This window comes from Rummeliibacillus pycnus (assembly GCF_044359855.1).
In the GTDB taxonomy this organism is placed as follows: domain Bacteria; phylum Bacillota; class Bacilli; order Bacillales_A; family Planococcaceae; genus Rummeliibacillus; species Rummeliibacillus pycnus_A.
On the sequence record NZ_CP132291.1, the window covers coordinates 960762 to 980349 of the forward strand.

Below are 19588 nucleotides of genomic sequence, written 5' to 3' on the forward strand. Positions count from 1 at the left end.
AGATCATCTAAATGATGGTCTTGTTTAACTAAGCACCCGTCATTAACTCTATATATTGGGTTGAACTGGATATTCCTTATTGAACTAACCTGCCCCGTTAGTTTAAGTACACTTTTTCACAATATCACCCAAATTTTAACATAAATATCCGATTTTCTTCTAAGGTGTTTATTCAATTAAATGGCCCTGAAATAGAAATAAGCGCAATCCTTATTCAAGGATTGCACCCGATTGTTGAAGATTATTTATGATTTCTAATTGAAGATATACACTCCGTAAGCGTGAGTACAATACTTCACAATCTTTATTTGTAGGGCTGAAAATCCACTGATTTTGCTTGATACATTTTGTCACGATATTCATAAGTAATGATAACTTCACCAATAGAGTGTGCAGGAGAAACTTGAGCAGCTAACCTAGCGATTAGGTGATTGTTTTTTACTTCATACTTAATAATGCCTCCAAAAACTATATCTTTAAATACATTCTCTGGCTTGATACCTACTGAACTTATATCTACAAGATAATTCTTATCTCCAATACTTATTTTCGCTTCAGTTGGTGTTAAGCTGGTTTTCGCATTTTTCAATACTACTGCAAGGGGATTATCAACAAGCACCTCACCAAATCGATTATTATCGACCTCAATAACATAAACTTCTTCTAATGAAACTCCAGTACCATAACCTTGGTTCAAAATTATGATTAACTCTTTCTTTCCATCTCTGTTTATGTCCTCATATATAATTTTTGGGGCATAAGCAGGGTTATTAGCAACGCTTAACCAAAAAGGTCTTGAGGCAATCCTTCCCTTAAAGTCAATTTTGAAGTCATAATATAAATCATCGATTTTCTTGGCATATATAGTTATATCATTCTTACTTGACGTCGCGACTTTATCATACCCTTTAATTGTTGCCCATGCTTTATTAGGGAAAATTACAAGAATTAATGCCAGTATAAAAATTACGTATCTTTTCATTTGTTCAACACCTCATTGATAGTGTTCCCTAAGATGTTTTCTTATTCCGCTAAATGCCCCGATACATTAAGAAAAAGCACAATTCTTACTGAAGAATCGCGCAATTTTCATGAAGAAAGACGCTTTCCTTTATTTTGGAAAAGCGCCCGATAATTGAATAACTATAATAAGTTCCCAAACCTAAAATCATGAATTCTTCTTTAACTAACGCCCCGTTAGATTAATAAATTAAAAAAATTCGTTTTCACTATTGAAATTAATACAACAATCATGAGTGCCATTTCAGAAATAGTTAAAATATACGCCTTACGATTAGTTTCATATTTCCATTCCATAAAGGCCCTGACAGACTCTGATATAATTATAAATATTGTTAATATAAACCATACATCTAAATACCAGATTATTTCTGTGGAATCAATATTAATTCGATAAAATGTACTCGCTAATATTAATACCGTAAACGTAATTCGAATCGCCCAATCTACTATCTTATGTAAATGATTGATATGATTATATGAAAACCATTTTTTGTTCTCGACTTTCAATAGCTTCCTCATAAAAAAATCAAAAGCAAAAAAGACAACACATATAGCAATGAGTATTAAAATTATTATAGAACCATTATTATTCATCGTATCCACCTACAGTTTTTTTGTATGTCTAACTTAGCGTTTAAAAAAAGAATAAGTATTCAACTAGCCTGTCTCGATAGTTTAGGCACATTAATTTACAATCTCGGCTAAATGTTAACATAAATTTACAGCCTCATAAAGAAGTTGGTGTTCAATTATATGGCCCTTTAGCTAAAGAAGGCACAATTCTTTTTCAAGAATTGCGCCCGATTGTGGAATATTACTATCCTCAAATGCGATTCATAAATCATACGAATGTATATTAACAAAATAAATATTCGTAATGTTATTTCTTTCAATGATTTCCTTCACTTTTTCTGTCACAATGATATTTCCTTCCCAATTAGCATAGTAAAACATGTCTGAACCATCCCATTTATCCCATTTATCTAAGTTGACTGATAATCCTTTTTTTCCTTCAAGGTTATCGGGAGTGACTCTATGACAGACTGGGCAATTAGGTATTTCCTCTCCATTTAAATCTGTTAGAAGTCCACATCTTCCATAAACATCTAATTGTTTTAAATCTGTAGTTAGTAAATTTCCCTTTTCATCATCTATGAGAATATCTTTAAATCGAATACCTGTTATCTTGTTATCTATAAGAACTTGCATGAATTTTGGACTTACAGTGTGCCATTTTACAATTCGATAATAGTCAGCAATATCCCCTTTTCCCTCAAAAGAGATAACAAGCGGACCATTATTTTGACTATTAATTCCTTCACATTTTTCACATATATACCTAACAGTTTCCTTTTTATTCCAATAAGCTGTTGTAAATCCTTCACCATAATAATCTTTTAATAAATAAAATTCCATTTAATACCTACTCCCTCTAAAATGCACCTGTTAATTAAGGAAAACATTTAATTAAAACTCTTTACCCCATTCATCATCTAAAATTACACCATTTTCAGATATATATTCCATAAAAGTCAATATCTTTTTCGTTTTTCTAGCCATAATTGGATTTTATTAAATATCTTTAGTCCAATGTAACTGTCCAATATGGCTATTAGTAAAGTAATGATTATCATACTTATCCCAGTATTATCAGCCGTTACTATCGGTTTTAGCAAACCTAGAATAAGGGATAAAAGGATAGGAATAGTCAAACCAAGCCAAACAGCTATAAAAATGATAGCCATATTTATACACCTCTTTTGTAGTATCCACTTTAAATTTTTCTCTGCTCTTGCTTCAGCTATCTTGCTGATATTTTATGTATATTGCTTCAAAAGCTCTTCTAAATATAAACAAAGATACCATCTTTCTTCAAGGTGTTGTTCAACAATATGGCCCTTAATTAACATAAAAAAAGCACAATTCTTGCTACTGAATTGCGCCCTATAATGGAATAAGCTACTGTATAATGTCTACGAACTGTGCAATAAAGTTTTTCTATAATTTCTAAAAACCCTTCTTATCGGATGTTCATTCATTTAAAATATAAGACACATATTAATACAAGAAAGGATGTTTTTTCTTGCTTTTTCCATATCGTAATGATCTTAGAAAAACTTTGATACCATACCTAAACAGTCTTGATAAGGAATTTTGGTTTAAGAAATCAGCTTTCTATCCAAATAATATAGCTTGGATTATTTCTCATATATCAAGTAGCGAAGACTATTGGGTTAATGAAATTGGACTAAAACAGAGCTGTATTTTAAATCTTAATGATGATTGTTCGCCTAAAGAAATATTAGATAACTATATTCAAATTAGAAACTATACAGATGACATCCTACATACATTAGAAGATTCACAACTCACTAAATTAGTTGAAGTTCCAAAGTTTTCTGATGGATGGACGCCACCTTCAGTACCTACACTAAATTGGTTGTTTAATCATGTTTACACGCATGAAGCATATCATGTTGGACAAATATCCGTTATCGCACGCATTAATGGATTTCAAAAACCATTATTTTAAGTAAAGGGGGAATTTCTCCCTCTCTCTATGTCGCATTTTTCTTCAAGTAAACAATACCACTTATGAAGATGATAACTAAAAAAGACACAATTCATTTTACACGAATTGCGCCCGATTATTGAAAATTGTTATTGAAGTAAAACACCCGTTAGTTAAAGAACTTATTTGTGAGGTAATGGTTTTTCAGGACGGTTCGGACAGTATTCACAATCAGGGTCACTACATTGGGCTTCATTCCAGTAATTACATTTAGGACAAAAATATGCATCAAAATCTTCATTGTATACTAAATTAAACTCGCATTTAGAACAGAATTGCTCTTGTTCAATATGACCATAAAATTCAAAGCCATCAATTACTACTTTATCATCATCTTTTACTTCTATTTTCATAAAAACCTCCAAAATTTATTAACGTAACCGGTTAGCTGAAGAACATTATCAAAATCATATGTATAGATAAGCATTCTATAATATTTTTATAATTTTTTGCTAAGAACAAGCTAATCGCTTGGATTAACAAGCTTTCTTGTCTTGAAATCGTAAATTTTATAATCGATTCCAAACATATGATCCTTTGTCACCGTAACCTCACAATAATAAGGTATAGATCTTCCGTAAGCATTCAGATCAGGAATCTCCTGAAACTCAAATTGTTCATCTGTATCAAGCATATTAAAGGTTGAATCAGTAGATCGACCAGATGATGTTATTTCTACAGTACATTTTCCACTAACAACATCATAGTCCTTCATTAGTACAGATTTTAGACTTGGAATAGTCATCCATAAAAGTAAAACACCTAGTAGAAAGCCACCAAGAATTTTTACTGTATCTAGAAACTCTAATTCTCTCGCTCGATACATCGAAATAAAATAAAACACAGCAAATATTACTAAAAATGCACCTAACCCGAGTAAAAAATAATAAAAAACGATAATTTTCACATCCTAATAACAATTAATTATCATATCTACATAATTTTAATCACAATAGTTTCAAAAGTAAAGTAGTCATTAAATCCTTCTCAAACCTGTATTTGGGGAGATTTTTTATTTATCCTTGACCTCATTTATCGATTTTTTCTTCCATTCTAATGATATTCCTCTTCAAGCAAACTGCCCCGTTAGATTAAGTGTAATCCTTCACAATTTCAGCTATTATTCTACATGAATACGTGAAAGCGTTTCTCAACAATCTGGCCCTTTAGCTAAAGAAGGCACAATTCTTTTTCAAGAATAGCGCCCGATTGTTGAAGATCGTTTTTCTTATTGAACTAACGCATCTGTTCGTTAAGTGTAACTCTTCACAATTACTTGATATTATATAAGTGAATAGAAAGATAAATTAAAATTTAGTTTAGTAGTTGTAAAAGTAGGTTATTTATATTATTCTATTATAATTTTTTAAAAAGGAGAATTTATGAAAAAGATTATTGTTTTTGTATTAACGATATTTATATTATTCTCAGGATTCGCAACACAAAGTTATGCGTTGTCTGATTCGAAATCTGCGGCAATACAAGCGTTGCTAGATGATGCCTCTCGTATATCAGGTGTGCCGGGAATGTCAATCTCAATACTTGCTGATGATGAAGTGTTCTACTTTTCTTCAGGGTATGCTGACCGTGAAAAGGGGTTGTCTGCAAGTGAAAATACACTCTATGAGTTAGCCTCGGTCAGTAAAGCTTTTACCGGTATGGGTATTATGCTGTTGGAAGAGCAAGGGCTACTCTCAATGACTGACCCTGTCCAAAAATATTTACCTTGGTTTACGTTAAAGTATCAAGGGAAACCTGTTGATATGCAAAGCCTTACACTAAATAACTTTCTTCACCATACCAGTGGTCTAACAAATATTAGGCATACTCAAAGTATTCCACAAGGCAATACACCGGATATGTTGCAAAAGACTGTGGAAATGCTCGTAGATGCTGAATTGGCGTTCCCTCCCGGTGAACAGTATAACTATGGAACCGTTAATTATGACGTATTGGGTTTGGTTATTGAGATTGTGTCGCGACAAAGCTATGAAGACTTTATGAGGGAACAGGTATTTCAGCCGTTAGGCCTTCACCAGACGTATGTTTATAAAGAAGATGCTCAAGCCACTGGACAGTTGGCACAGGGCTACCGTTCTTCCTTTTTTATGACAACTCCATTTAAAGCTCCGGATTATGCTGGGAATAAGCCCGCAGGCTACATCATTTCTAATACAAAAGATATGGCGCGTTGGATGGGCATACAGATGGGTATTGTGCAGGACATACCCGAAATATTTCACACGGTTATCGAAAAATCACATAGGGGTGATATGTCTGTTTCGGCTGTCAACGATATGTATTATGCGGCAGGCTGGTCGGTAAACGCCGACCAAACGATTATAGAACACACTGGGGGCAATCCAAATTTCAGAACCGAAGTAGTCATACTGCTAAATGAACGAACAGCCGTCTGCTTGCTGAGCAACGGCGCAAATACCAATATAAACCTGGTACTAAAAGTTAAAGATATATTAGACGGCAATCTAACTCAGTCATATGAAATAAGCGGCACACAGCTTTTGGATATTATTTTGTCGTCTATCACAATTATTCTTTGCCTATTGGCCGTTTTGCTATTTCTCTTAGGATTACGCAGAAGGAAAACGAATGGGCGGCAGCCAATGACAAAAAAGAGAATAATCGTAACAGTTATTTTCCTGATTGCTACGATTGCCCTGGGTATACTGTGCTGTGCTTTCGATTGGTCAACGATACTTATTTGGCAAACATATAGTGTTCTTACAGCTTTGATTTCGTCAGCATTATTAACAGCAAGCATTACATGGTTTGTATACACTCACCGATAAAATACCTCGCTCCCAAGATAAGCATAATGTTAAGTAATTAAATTTCAATTTATCGGTATGCTTAATTTGAAAAACATAAGACACTTCGGTGTCTTTTTTAATATCATCGACAATTTTCCCAGTCAAACCTAATTACTATTGCTTCCACTAACCTGCTCCGTTCGTGGAATAAGGATTTTTAAACAACTAATATTATTTTACAAATGACTTTATTGTAAATTAAACAACAATATTATTTTTGCACAAGCGTCGTTAGATAACATTTCTTAAAAGACTGTTATTCAACAATCTGGCCCGATTGCTGAACAACTCTATTGTTACTAAACAATTCTCTAATACACCTTTTGGTTCACTATAAGAATACCCCTTTAGATAACCATATCTAAAGGGGTAAAGCTTCGCAACTTTCTTTAAAACATCGCGACTTTATTTCAAAACTACAGTTCCTCTTTCACCGCTATATTAGCGAAAATAAAAGAATCTATTTTGAAAAAAAGATTGTTCTCTGATGACTGGACTTCCTAATAGAAAATACATAAGAAGCAATATGATAATGCACCTATGATTAAGCTAATCCAAGCAAAAAATACTATTTTCTTTTATTATTTGATACAGGACAACCGATGATGTTAAACCAAACTTTGAACGAACAATCTTACTACACACTTTTTTTGTATTTACCCCACACTATCATCTGCTAGTACTACTATTTTTTATAACCAAATCAGCCGTTTCCCTCGGATGGCTAAGAGGGAAATGATGACCATATGGAACAATTTCAACCTTGCCAAGATGCAATGGAGCAAAATAGCTTCTATCATGATCTCCCCAAATAATATGAAGATTATACCTTTGTACTTTATTAAAATCACCCTGATAGTCTTTCAATAGAAAACTGTTAAGCTGAACCGTTGTATTTAAAATTCTTGGCGAAGTAAAGCTCCTACTTACTTTGGCAATATAATGTTCCGGAATGCTCTCCGTACTTTCAAACAGACCATTACCTAATAAATATCGCTCTATCAAATTAGCAGTTGCCAATTTCAACGCCCATTTGTTCATAAATTGAGGAGCATTAAACGAGTTAGAATTTCTTTTTGCAACAGGTGGCTGAAGTAAAGTAATAGTATTCTTCGTATCAATGTACTCTTGTACTAATGCTTCCAGAAGAATTACCGCGCCGAAGGAATGGCCAATCAAATGTGCACCATTAGTAGCTTCCCCCATTAACTCTTTCACTACATTCAAATAGAGATCCAGAAGGTTTTTCTCTCGTTTAAAAGGGGAACGTCCTAAACCTGGAAGATCCAGGATCCATATCGGTTGACCAGTTTTTTCATGAAGCTCTAGTCCTAAAGGAAATAAATCCTCTCCATCGCTCAATAAACCGTGTAATAAAATAAACGGCTTACCCTCTCCTTGTATTTGATAAATGACAGTGTTTCCGATTAATGTTCGTTCAAATGCATGATTATGCTGGTCATTTTGATACATCAAGCGATAATCCAAATCCGCTACGACGGCTGGGAAAAATTTCATTACACTCGTCTTCTTAAACCAATCCCCTCCCATGAATTTTTTCGAAGAATCATTTGAAAACTTCCTATTTGTAATAAAGTTCAGTCCATCCGATGGAATTTGTGTTATTTTACTTACCCCACTTTTCATAAGTGCCTTCATGAAAGGAATTGGTACAGAGATTTTAGGTGCTACCATATTCATACTTTCTGACATAACTCCTAATAATTCAGATATATTTGGATCAAGCTGTTTGTCTTGAACAAGTGTATATGTTTGAATAGACGGTTGCTCCTGCTTAAAAACCTGCACAATAAACTTCGCTAGCTCATCGTTTGAAATAAGTGGTAATCTATACCCCTTACCTCCAGGAACAACTGGCATTAGCCCTCTTCGCATACTCGTCACAAGCAAGCCTAAGCCTGCTACTTGCTCCGTACTCCCTGTTTTACTACTGCCGACTACAGTTGGTGGATTAATCACAGAAAGCGGATAGCCTATTTCAGATGCCTGCTGGCGAATATAAAGATCTGCTAAAAATTTTGTTCTTTCATATGAATTTTTTATTTTCATATAATCGTTGCCTTCCTTAAACACATCAATCGTAACCATGCTACTTTTATCATCCAAGGGGCTCATATAACCTACTATATGAATAAATTGCTGCAAGCCCTTCAATTGATGAATACTTTTAGCTAATTCACCGATATGCTTGGCACCGTTTAAAATTACAGAAACTGCCTCTTTCTCTGTCGCTTTAATATCCATTGGTCCACCCGCGTGAATAATCACATCCGTTTTTAATACCCTATCCTTATCTTCATCACTTAAACCTAAATCTGTTTTCGTTAAATCACCTTCAATAAAGTGCATGGCTGCCTCATTTAAAATACCTTTTTCTTGAAAAATGCGTGTTGCCTTACTTTTTGACCTAACTAAAAGAAAAATCATAACTTCCTCTTTAGTTAATTCCTCCACTAATTGCCTCCCAATAAAGCCTGTTCCACCAGTTAAAAATATTGTCCTCATATCCGCACTCCTTTTTAGTACTATATAGTACTAATTCAATGTAAAAAAAATGCTTCTCTTATCGAAGCAAGTTAAAAAAATGGTTTGCTGTTTGCTTGATAACAGTAGCATCCTTCAATGTTTCTGAAATAAATAGCGCTCCTTCAAGATTCGTTATAAAAAGTGCTGCTACCTCGTCAATATTAATCGTATTTCTAAACTCCCCTTTTTCTACTCCTTGTTTTAGTAATAGAGAGACTTTCGTTTGTAATCCTGTAAAAAAGAGACCTATTTTTTCTTTTATGTGCGTGGCTTGTTCAGGACTTTGAATATAAAGAGTAATAAATGGACAGCCACCCTTATACTCCCTTGACTGAACTCCCTGTGATAAATGTTTTAAAAACAGCTGGACACGATCTTCAACTAATAATTGGTTCTGAGAAAGTATTTCATCAATGGCACGCTGATACGTTTCAATCCAATAATCAACGACCCCTTCTAACAATTCTTCCTTATTAGAAAAGTGATAATACACATTAGATTTTGATACTTTGCTTACACGCACTAATTCATCCATACTTGTATAAGCAAACCCTTTTTCTAAAAATAATGTTGCCGCCGCTTCAATCACACGTTTTTGATTCATTAATTTTACCTTTGTCATAACTAGAACTATATAGTACTAGTTTGAATGTTGCAAGTATTAACTATTTCTTTTTCTATGGGACATAGAAAAACCCCTTTAGATAATCATATCCAAAGGGGTAAAACGGTGAAACTTTTTAATAAACGGTATAACTTTATTTTAAACAGTACATCTTTTTTATAAACAGTACGACTTTATTTCAAATCTACAGCTCCACAATCGCGCCCTATCGTATTATAAGGTCAGCCAGAGAAATCTGGTTGACTATTTTTTATTCAATTTATAGATTGATAGTAGCCGGGGTAGAACGTTCGCGCCCGTGGGACTAGATCCCGACAACTAAACTGTTCGCCCTCTACTTGTTAACACATGATTAGGCTGGTTGGGACATAGAGATCCCGTATAACAAGCGAAGATATGAATAACAAGATAGATAGAGGTTACCGGTCAATCCACTACACAAGGAGGAGATACAGATGAATCCAGTTGTTGGTCTGGATGTCGCAAAAGGTGAAAGTCAGGTTCAAATGTTCTTGGATAAAAAATGCCCTATAAAAACAGTGTGAAGGTTGAACATACGGTGGAGGGTCTAGAAGAGTTACACTCTTATTTACTAGATTTAGAGCGTCAAACAGGAATGAAACCGCCTGTCGTTTTGGAATCAACGGGCCACTACCATGCCCCAGTTGTTCAGTTTTTAGAAGCAAGAGAGTATATTGTGATTATCGTTAATCCGTTGGTATCTTATCGAGCGAAAAGTTCTAGCTTACGGAAAACCAAAACAGATGCCATTGATGCTTATCACTTAGGTGAAATGTATTACAAAGAGGATTTAGAGCCTCAGAAGAAACGTGGTATTCAGTTATTAAACCTTCGGCATTTGACAAGGCAGCATGAAAACATCACAGGAATTATGGTTCAAACCAAGCTCCAATTCCAATCAGTATTAGATCAAGTATTCCCTGAATACAAAGGTGTTTTCGGGAATTTATATGCCGAAATTTCATTAAAAACTTTACAAACCTTCCCTACCTCCGAGTCTGTCTTAAAAGCTGGAGTGGAAGAAATTGTCCAGTTTATTAATAAGCATTGTAAAGCACGTTCGTTTGATTGGGCCCATGAAAAAGCAGAAGAATTAATCATAGCTGCAGAACGTAACCCATTTCAATCAACCCTTTATCAAAGCCTTCTTGTTAGTCTGAATATGTATATAGATTTACTTCAAGCGTACCGCCAACAACTTTCTACGTTGGAGCGTGAGATTGATGAGTTAGCGGTACAACTTGAAGAATATGAACTACTCCAAACAATTCCCGGTGTTGGTGAAAAAATCGCTGCAACGATTATTTCTGAAATCGGGGAATTTGATCGGTTTAGTCATCCCAAGAAGTTAGTTGCCTTTGCAGGACTTGATCCAAGTGTGTTTGAATCAGGCCGCTTTAAAGGTACAAAAAATCATATTACCAAACGTGGCTCAGCTAGGCTCCGCCGTATGCTTTATACAGCTGTGCGATGCTCAATACGTGATAGCCGTAAAAAGAAAACAACTGACGAAACTATAGCACGAAATAAGAGATTACGAGCCTTCTACGACTTGAAACGCGAAGAAGGTAAACCATACAGAGTAGCGATTATTGCTTGCGCTAATAAGCTTTTACACTGGATTTATGCGATGTTAAAAACAAAAACATCATTCCAAGAAACGATTTAGTAACATTATTTCCAAATAAAACAAAAACCTTCCAAAATATATTCGGAGGGTTATTTGAGTTGTGCATTTTTAGTATAGCATGAAGTGATTTTTAATTTAAAAGATTTTTATTAACAATGTATTAGCTGGTTTAGTGGTATAAATAAAATATGATCGCATATAATCACTTAATTCTTCTTTCACTAAAGCCCCCGCTAGTCAAATAAGAAACTTCACTTTTACTTTTATGTTGTATTAGACCAAAACTAAGTCCAACAGGATCTACCAAATATGCAAGATAAAAATCATCAAATTCCATTTTATCTCGTACAATCATTGCACCATTGCTCTTAGCTTTTGATATAGCGTCATCAATTGAATTTACTTGAATTTGAATACGAGTTCCGTGAGGAAAATCATTTGGTCCTTTCCCAATTCTACCATCAATCCCGGGCTTAACATTATTTCCTGTAGTCACAGCCCAATACTCCCATTTAGGTTCGGCAATTTCCCAACCGAAAACTTTAGAGTAAAATTCCGTTGCTTTTTCAGGTTCTTGACTACTTAGTTCAAATCCAATTACCCTTGCCATTCTAATACCTTCTTTCTCGAAATATTTATACAACATGTTAGTAATTCAATATTACATGGAATATACCTCTTTTACGAAATGGAAAATATTTAAGATAAAAAGTTAAGTCTTGTTGAACTAACCTGCCCCGATAGTTGAAGTACAATCTTTCACAAACACCAAACTATCATTATCATAAGTATTCAATTTTTCTTAAGATTCTTCCTCCATTAAATGGCCCTTTTCATGAAGAAAGACGCTTTCCTTATTTTCAGAAAAGCGCCCTATTACTGAATAACCATCATCTTAAATGGTGCTGGTCCAATTAGCTCATTAACTCTTATCGCAGCTAAAATAGTAGGTACAAGTAAAATAAAGCTGTCAGTACTAATAAACCCCACTTCTTATTTTGTTCAAAATTTATTTCAATATAAACAAAGAAAGGCGGAAGTTAATTTTGAAAATCCAACTCAAAAATGGTTTTTATTATCAAAACATCATAAGTTTATTGAGATTATTTTTTCTATTTTACATAATTAAACAGTTTACCAATATACTCTACTTCAACTACTACAGTATCCCCAGACTTCATTGGACAACTTCCAGAAGGGGAGCCTGTCGCCAAAATATCACCCGGCTCAAGTGTCATAACCTGTGAAATCCAACTGATAAGGAAAGGAATCGAAAATGACATCTGATTAGTATTTCCCTCTTGAACGATTTTCCCGTTCAATTTTGTAACAATGCTTAAATTAGTTGGATCTAACCCCTTTACAATACACGGACCCAACGGACCAAAGGTATCAAAACCTTTTCCACGCGTAAACTGAGGATCACTTTTTGTAAGATCTCTTGCCGTCACATCGTTAAAGATCGTGCAGCCAAAAACATAATCTAATGCCTCTTCTTCTTTTATATTTTTACCAAATTTTCCAATAACAAGTGCCACTTCCCCCTCCATTTCTACCTGATTCGTTAAATCACTTGGCGGAAGAATAATTTCATCATGCTCTGGAATAAGAGAAGTCGTCGGTTTTAAAAACAAAAACGGTTCTTTAAGATTGGCCTTTCCCCCAGTCTCATTTGCGTGTTCAGCATATGTCCAGCCAAAATTAATGATTTTTGAGGGGATTACTGGCTCCAAAATCTTAACATCACTATATTTAACTCTTGTTCCATCATATTTTAGTTCATCCTTTACGATTTCAGTAAAATCACTAGATAATTGTATAATTTCATCCCCTTCAACAATTCCGTAATATACTTTACTGTTAGGGTGCCGATAACGAACTATCATTTGTGTTTTTTGTAGTGCTTGCATGATTGCATCAACTCCATAATTTATTAAATGAATATTAAATTTCACCAAAAATGGAACCTATAGGGTGCATCTGGTGACTATAATCAGGGCTAGTTAGCTTAAGTTTAAATACATTTCTTCACAAACTATTAGCTGGTTTAGTTCAATAACTATAAATCTGGAACAGTGAAAGGCTTGCCGATTACTTTATAGGTCAAGCCTTTTTATAATTAACTGTTTAAAGAAGAAGCACCTTTATTAAAATATTCCTGCCGTTTTGCACCTGATACAATGGCAGGACCTATTAGTGAACCACAAGAGTTGATAATACGTAGTGCATTAAGCGTTGTCAATCTTTTTCAGGTATTTGTTTAGTCATATAAACCATAGATGTGGGTTGAATTCTCATGGACATCACCATCCGCTTTTTTCTTACGGAATAGCTTTCCCATTTCCCTAGTGGCTATGCCCTTAATCAAACGATCCTGACCGATAGTTTAAGTACATTACATCACAATCTCGTCTAATATTTAAGATGAATTCCCATTTTAAAAAAAGACGTAATTCAATTATAATGGCCTTTAAATGAAAAAAGAGCGCATCTCCTTTTTCAAGGACTGCACCTGATTGTTGAACAAGGGTACTATATTTTATAGTTTTATATATACAGAAATCTCATTTCCATTGTTTCTTCATGACACATTAATTAAAAATTTTTCGCCTTCTGGTGCTTTGATTTTAAAATAGGCTTATTTTCTCCCACTCGCTTAAATACATACGTTTATTAATTTTATTCGGATTAGCAAGTTTGCAAATAAACTCTAGACTATTACCATCTGGATCACTGAAATGGATTTTAGCATGAGCGTATCCTTCATGTGCCATTACAAAAGGTTCGATTTGCTCAAAACCAAAGGCTTCTCGAGGTTCATATCCTTTACTTTTAAGCCAAGAAACTGACTTGTTCAAGCCCTCAAGAGATACTTGAAAAGCAATATGTCTAATTGAAGGATGATACTCAAGTTCTACTTTATCTGTCTCCCACAACCCTAACCAACTTTTATTTTTTTCTATCCATAAAAATGCTATTTTTCCATCCACACTATGGTCAAACTCTAAACCAAGATCTTTATAAAATTCTATAGATTGTTTTAAATTACTTACTGGTAAATGCGCTTCATATATTCCTTCAATCACATAAATTCCCCCTATTTAATCCACTTTTAATAAATTTTCGCAGAAAGGATAATGAAAATATCTACAACTTTTGGTGTAAATGGAATAATGATTATTTGTACTAAACTAACCTATAGTTTATGAGATTCTTCCTCGATTAAATTGCCCTTTATCTAAAAAGGCACAATTCCTTTTCAAGAATTGCACCCGATTGCAGAGGATTAAAGAGAATACAGTTCTATTATTTTTTCTAAGGGTAATTTATTCGGATTACACATATCAACAAAATAGGGTAACTGCCATTTTTGAGTTTTCATCGCTTGTTTACTACTCGGACTATCCCAGCTAGGATAAACTCTTATTGCCATTTTGCCCTTTGTTGAAGTAGACCTAAGAATGTTCTGTTTTAAAAGAATTTCTTTTGGAAAAATAAATTGACCAAACTCATTTTCATTTTTAAAGGTAGTTATAACTAATAAATCAGGGGCCTCTTCATATAAGTAGGGTTGATTTTTATTATTTTCGTCCTTTTCCCAAAATGCAACAAACTGCCCGACTTTAGTAGGGGTTATATTCGCAACTCTGAATCGAACTGTTTTAGAAGATAATTGAAATGTACCAGCACCATACTTAGAATTTTGCTTCTCTTCTTGAACTGACTTTACAGTTAAGTGATTCGACTCATAAATCATTTTATTTACATAAGTTAATGCTGTAAAAAAATTATTCATTTCTTCACTCCTAAATTTCAAACAAAATGGCCCTTTTATTTAATAAAACTCAGATTCATTACTCTAGAATAGCGCCCTATAATGAAATAACTAAAATAGATTTTTAACTCCAAAACAATTAGTTCTGCTTGGATTAACTCACTCCACTACTTTAAATACATTTTTTACAATCTAAATATTGTTCAATAAAACCTCTATACTCATCAGTTAATTCATTTGGTAAATTATTCATTAAAAAATACTGCATTTTTTCTGACTCGCTATAATCAATTTTCATATCTCCACTTACATCTCTAGTATAATAAACAGCTGTTACCGAATATAATTCGTCACCGTTTGGAACTTTTAAATAATATTTAGATCCAGAGAATATATTAAGTAATTTTAAATTTTCGACTACTAATCCTGTTTCTTCAAAAATCTCTCTTATAGCTACTTCTTCAAAACTTTCTCCTAGATCCATTAAACCACCTGGTAATCCCCAACATCCATCGTATCTTTTTTGCAATAACACTTCATTTTGTCCATTTAAAATGATACAACGGAACCTGGCAAAATAATTGGTCTATGACCTACATATTGCCTAAGATATTTATAGTATTCCATTTATTACACTCCTTAAAGTATTGCACACATTTGTTCGCCAATGCGGAAAGGTTCACTTCGATATTCCAGTTTAACACATTCCATCTAAGCTCCTTTAAAATCAATTGCTCCACCCTCGTACATAAAATAAATAATTTTTCTTAAACAATATTCTCTAATTATTCGCCAAATTCCTTTTTAAACTAAATGGACCTTAAATGAAAAGAAGCGCTAATCCTAATATTCAAGAATAGCGCCTCTTTTAACATTTTCCTTATTCAACTAATCTGCCTGCTAGCTTAAGTATTTTTCTTACAATCTTCGCTTTACAATCTAACCTTTATTTAAGAATATGGCCCTTAAATGAAAAATGAGCGCTTATACTAATTCGAAGATAGCACCCTTTTATAGAATAACTCGGGATACATCTTAGGGATTTAGCAGAAGTAGCGTTAATCGCACTTTCCTTTCCAATATGATACAATAAAAAAACGCCTCATGCCTTTAATTTCAAGGATTTTGGCGTTCTGTCTATGAAAATTATCATTGTTAAATTTTATTTTGCATTTACATCTGGTTGATGTATTCCAATTGTATTTCCTTCTGTATCAATATAGTAACCTTGCCACGCCATTCCTGGTAATGCGTATTTTGGCAATGCGACTTTGCCACCGTGGCTCAGAATTTTCTGTTCTGTTAAATCATAATCTTCCACGCCCATTGTACAAACAAATCCATTTACACTCTGATTTGCTTCTGGTGGAGCACTTTGTCGTTGCATTAAAGCACCATTGATTCCCATTTCGCCCTCATCACCAGTGACTGCACCAAAGTAAGGCATACCTGCATAAGCAGTCCAATCTTCAAACGTCCAATCGAAAACCCCTCCATAAAACTTTTTTGCACGATCCATATCATCTACATGAATTTCAAAATGAACTAATCTACCCATTGTTACCTCCGATTTAATCTACAGATTTATTATTTTCATAAATTATCTAGCAGGATTGTTTTCTCCCACTGTAAAATAACAAACAACGCTCATTTCTACGAAAAATCGCTCGCTTGTTCCTCATTATTATAGCAGTTTCATGGTAAAGTATTCAATTATTTGTAATAATACATATCTTTTATCAATACAGTTTATTCTTACCAACCGAGGTAAATCTGCTGCTAGACAATATGCAACAAAAACTACTTTTCATTTCTATAAAAACGCTCACCTGTTTTTGGATTATAATATACTCTTGTTTTCTCACCCGTAACAGGATCCAGATTCACTTCATTTGTTAACTCAAAACCTGTAGGAACTTTCGTCTCGTTATTGTTTTTATATCGTTTGTCATATACAAAGTATCCAAGTAAAATACATACTAAAACAGCTATAATTTCAAATATGACATAAATACCTATGCCAAAAATTGTTGTCATGATAGCTGCTCCACCACCACTGCTGTTCCATATGCCACAATTTCACTCATGTTATTACCGATTTCACCAGAATCATATCGCATCATGATAATGGCATTTGCCCCCATTTGGTTAGCATTTTTAATCATTCGGTCCATAGCTTCTTTTCTGGAATCTTCAAGCATGGCAGTATATTGCTTGATTTCTCCTCCTACTAAACCTTTTAGACCTGCCATAATGTCTCCACCTAGTCCTCTACTTCTTACAATCAGACCAAAAACAGGACCTTTTACATCGACGACTTTATACCCTTCAATACGTTCTGTTGTCACTACTAACATATTCATCATCTCCAATTTTTAATTTGTTTAATTACAAATAACATCTTATGTATTTACTGAGAAGAAATCCCCAGTATAATTTAATCATAATATAGGTATTCAATAATAGCCAATTATTAATTAATAGGGAAAAGAACTATTAAAAATACTTACATGCACCAACACCAAACACGGTGGATATCGCTAATTTTCCGTTCACTTATGTTCAGTATAATTCAACAGTAAAGGATGACTCCTAAATAAAAACCAGATAGAGGTAAACAAATTGTTTACCTCTATCTGGTTTATTTTTATGAGAATGTGGAATATCAGACACTTACTTGGAAAAGTTCTGATTTATCGTCCTATCTTTTTAGTCCTGATCAAACCACAATGGATCTTTGTCATCAACATCGCCATTATAGTTGATTAGAATCTCATCTCCTGCTTTTATATCTGTGAAAGCATAAAAGTCAAATGTATGATTTCTAAAATTAATCTCATAATTTGCATTCGGTTCATAAGAATGGTTAAATAACATTCCATAACCTAGAAGGATAGCAGATCGACCTATCCCATACTCAAATGCGTAATCCGCGAGTAGGGTTTGTTCAATGTATTGATGCTCTTCGTTTGGATAAGCAATGACAGGTGCTTCATGGAAAAGCTCTCCTTTTTTGATATCACAAGTAGCAAATACCCCTCTATTGAATTCTCCATCACTTATTGGAGATGTTTTTACTTCAATCATGTTGTTCGCCTTCTCACTTTTAAAATATTCTTTCTAACTGTAACATTAATTTGAACATTATGCTCTCTTTATTTAGAAAAGAGGATGATTTTACTTCCAAAATGACATTGTAGATTCGGTTTTTCATGGAAACGCTATGTATTAAACAACTTGCCCTCTAGTGCTTCAATATACCGAGTTGCAGATTTTTGTACTCTTTGCTCTGTTTCTTCCTTAATAACACGATTGAATGCGTCATATAATCGAGTAAATTTCAATCCACTTACTCTTCTTGCTATTCTTTCAACAGTTACGCTTGGAAGAGGAATAAAGTTAGCATAACTGTACATAAAGCTCACCCATTGACGGTCAGCTACTACTCGAATAATATCGCCAGTTAGTAAAATTCCGTTCTGACTGTTTCCATTTGGCCACTCTAAAATGGTGCCTCCCTTATAATGGCCACCGATTCGATGAAGGTTGATTCCCTCTTCAAATTCAAGCGACTCCCCATTCCAGTAAACAATCTTTTCACTTGGTCTGGTCACCCATTCTCTATCATCTTCATGAATATATATTGGAGCATCCAATGCTTCAGCCCACTCTACTTGACTTGAGTAATAATGGGGGTGAGATAAAGAGATTGCATCGATTCCTCCCAATTCTTCAATTTGGCTAATGGTCGTTTCATCAATATATGAAATACAATCCCACAATAAATTGAAATTCTTATTTTGTATTAAATAGGCGGTTTGGCCAATTCCAAAATTCGGGTTTGTTTTTATGCTATATAAGCCTTCTTCTTCAAAATTAATAGAATTATTATATTTACCATCTTTAATCATTGATTCTAATGTTGTCCAAGTTTGGCCATTAAAACTAACATATTGTCTTTCTTCTCCACAAATCATACATTTGTCTGGTACTCCAATTGAACTTTCATATTGTACCCCACAAGTCTCACAAATATAATTATTCAAAACATTTTCCCCCTTTTTGATTAACTTCATTTCAATTGTTTATATTAAACTTTTTATTCAATTTTTAGAAATTAAATGATTTTATATTAAAATCTCAAGTTCTTCAAAGATGTTCCGATAACAAGTTATTTAAAATCATCACAGTTACAATTCCTACTACTCAATTTGTTTAATTTATTCATCATGTAACAGAGCATAAAATTCAATGATTTGAGCACCTTATTCTTTGGGAGGTGAACATCCATGCCAAAACAAAATGGTTATAAAGCTAAAAATAAAAAGAATCATAACAGCAATTTTAAAAGCGTAAAAGATACGAGATCTACGAATAACCCTTATAATAATCCAGATAACTTTAGAGCAGAGTTTGCTGCTGAATGGCGAGAAAATGCCATCGAAAATATCAATAAACAATCAAAGGACAAAGTTGATAAATAATTTTTTATTGAAAGCCTTAATGACAGTTTGCATTAAGGCTTTTCATTTCTTCTATTTAAATTGAACACGTTTATAGTCTC

At 33.7% G+C, this 19588-nt stretch carries 20 protein-coding genes and 1 pseudogene; 4 read left to right on the plus strand and 17 right to left on the minus strand.

Annotation, left to right across the window (positions count from 1 at the left end; all coding sequences use genetic code 11):
• Positions 1–304: 304 nt before the first annotated feature.
• The 3 genes from Q8X41_RS04715 to Q8X41_RS04725 all read right to left on the minus strand — a co-directional run bounded on the left by Q8X41_RS04715 (position 305) and on the right by Q8X41_RS04725 (position 2439).
• Complete coding sequence (locus Q8X41_RS04715; protein WP_397539104.1) at positions 305–982, minus strand: hypothetical protein; 678 nt, start codon at positions 980–982, stop codon at positions 305–307.
• 215 nt (positions 983–1197) lie between these two features.
• Positions 1198–1617, minus strand: coding sequence for a DUF4181 domain-containing protein (locus tag Q8X41_RS04720; protein WP_397539105.1), 420 nt, complete (start codon positions 1615–1617; stop codon positions 1198–1200).
• A gap of 240 nt (positions 1618–1857) precedes the next feature.
• Positions 1858–2439: a hypothetical protein gene (locus Q8X41_RS04725; protein WP_397539106.1), complete on the minus strand. Its 582-nt coding sequence runs from the start codon at positions 2437–2439 to the stop codon at positions 1858–1860.
• A gap of 667 nt (positions 2440–3106) precedes the next feature.
• Between Q8X41_RS04725 and Q8X41_RS04730 the strand changes: the two genes are divergently transcribed.
• A complete protein-coding gene (locus tag Q8X41_RS04730) occupies positions 3107–3556 on the plus strand; it encodes a DinB family protein (protein WP_397539107.1) in 450 nt (149 codons plus the stop codon).
• 161 nt (positions 3557–3717) lie between these two features.
• Here the strand turns inward: Q8X41_RS04730 and Q8X41_RS04735 are convergent, their stop codons facing one another.
• Together Q8X41_RS04735 and Q8X41_RS04740 are read right to left on the minus strand one after the other, a co-directional pair.
• Positions 3718–3948, minus strand: a complete 231-nt coding sequence (locus Q8X41_RS04735) for a hypothetical protein (protein WP_397539108.1) — start codon at positions 3946–3948, stop codon at positions 3718–3720.
• Between the two features lie 110 nt (positions 3949–4058).
• Entirely contained in the window at positions 4059–4439 is a 381-nt protein-coding gene (locus Q8X41_RS04740; RefSeq protein ID WP_397539109.1) for a hypothetical protein, read from the minus strand.
• 538 nt (positions 4440–4977) lie between these two features.
• On the opposite strand from Q8X41_RS04740, the gene Q8X41_RS04745 reads away from it, so the two are divergent.
• The gene (locus tag Q8X41_RS04745) at positions 4978–6405 is read left to right on the plus strand and encodes a serine hydrolase domain-containing protein (protein ID WP_397539110.1); all 1428 of its coding nucleotides are present in this window, start codon (positions 4978–4980) and stop codon (positions 6403–6405) included.
• A gap of 690 nt (positions 6406–7095) precedes the next feature.
• Here the strand turns inward: Q8X41_RS04745 and Q8X41_RS04750 are convergent.
• Both Q8X41_RS04750 and Q8X41_RS04755 read right to left on the minus strand, forming a co-directional pair.
• A complete protein-coding gene (locus tag Q8X41_RS04750; protein WP_397539111.1) occupies positions 7096–8952 on the minus strand; it encodes an alpha/beta fold hydrolase in 1857 nt (618 codons plus the stop codon).
• 58 nt (positions 8953–9010) lie between these two features.
• The gene (locus Q8X41_RS04755; protein WP_397539112.1) at positions 9011–9577 is read right to left on the minus strand and encodes a TetR/AcrR family transcriptional regulator; all 567 of its coding nucleotides are present in this window, start codon (positions 9575–9577) and stop codon (positions 9011–9013) included.
• Between the two features lie 476 nt (positions 9578–10053).
• On the opposite strand from Q8X41_RS04755, the pseudogene Q8X41_RS04760 reads away from it, so the two are divergent.
• Positions 10054–11288: pseudogene (locus tag Q8X41_RS04760) on the plus strand (IS110 family transposase).
• Between the two features lie 163 nt (positions 11289–11451).
• Here Q8X41_RS04760 and Q8X41_RS04765 read toward each other — a convergent pair.
• The 10 genes from Q8X41_RS04765 to Q8X41_RS04810 all read right to left on the minus strand — a co-directional run bounded on the left by Q8X41_RS04765 (position 11452) and on the right by Q8X41_RS04810 (position 19100).
• On the minus strand, positions 11452–11859 hold the full coding sequence (locus tag Q8X41_RS04765) for a VOC family protein (protein ID WP_397539113.1): 408 nt from the start codon (positions 11857–11859) through the stop codon (positions 11452–11454).
• Positions 11860–12361: 502 nt separating this feature from the next.
• The gene (locus tag Q8X41_RS04770; RefSeq protein ID WP_397539114.1) at positions 12362–13159 is read right to left on the minus strand and encodes a fumarylacetoacetate hydrolase family protein; all 798 of its coding nucleotides are present in this window, start codon (positions 13157–13159) and stop codon (positions 12362–12364) included.
• Between the two features lie 717 nt (positions 13160–13876).
• Positions 13877–14335: a VOC family protein gene (locus tag Q8X41_RS04775; protein WP_397539115.1), complete on the minus strand. Its 459-nt coding sequence runs from the start codon at positions 14333–14335 to the stop codon at positions 13877–13879.
• 200 nt (positions 14336–14535) lie between these two features.
• Entirely contained in the window at positions 14536–15045 is a 510-nt protein-coding gene (locus Q8X41_RS04780; RefSeq protein WP_328163709.1) for a MepB family protein, read from the minus strand.
• Between the two features lie 151 nt (positions 15046–15196).
• Positions 15197–15559: an NUDIX hydrolase gene (locus Q8X41_RS04785; protein WP_397539116.1), complete on the minus strand. Its 363-nt coding sequence runs from the start codon at positions 15557–15559 to the stop codon at positions 15197–15199.
• 627 nt (positions 15560–16186) lie between these two features.
• Positions 16187–16582 carry a VOC family protein gene (locus tag Q8X41_RS04790; RefSeq protein WP_397539117.1) on the minus strand — a complete coding sequence of 132 codons (396 nt, stop codon included), beginning with the start codon at positions 16580–16582 and terminating at the stop codon, positions 16187–16189.
• 242 nt (positions 16583–16824) lie between these two features.
• A complete protein-coding gene (locus Q8X41_RS04795) occupies positions 16825–17061 on the minus strand; it encodes a hypothetical protein (protein WP_397539118.1) in 237 nt (78 codons plus the stop codon).
• Positions 17058–17381 (minus strand): YbjQ family protein, encoded by a 324-nt coding sequence (locus Q8X41_RS04800; RefSeq protein WP_397539119.1) that lies wholly within the window; start codon positions 17379–17381, stop codon positions 17058–17060. The genes Q8X41_RS04795 and Q8X41_RS04800 overlap by 4 nt, the downstream gene beginning before the upstream one ends.
• 352 nt (positions 17382–17733) lie before the next feature.
• Complete coding sequence (locus Q8X41_RS04805; RefSeq protein WP_397539120.1) at positions 17734–18111, minus strand: SET domain-containing protein; 378 nt, start codon at positions 18109–18111, stop codon at positions 17734–17736.
• Between the two features lie 134 nt (positions 18112–18245).
• Positions 18246–19100, minus strand: coding sequence for a hypothetical protein (locus tag Q8X41_RS04810; RefSeq protein WP_397539121.1), 855 nt, complete (start codon positions 19098–19100; stop codon positions 18246–18248).
• 213 nt (positions 19101–19313) lie between these two features.
• On the opposite strand from Q8X41_RS04810, the gene Q8X41_RS04815 reads away from it, so the two are divergent.
• Positions 19314–19508, plus strand: a complete 195-nt coding sequence (locus Q8X41_RS04815; RefSeq protein WP_397539122.1) for a hypothetical protein — start codon at positions 19314–19316, stop codon at positions 19506–19508.
• Positions 19509–19588 lie beyond the last annotated feature (80 nt).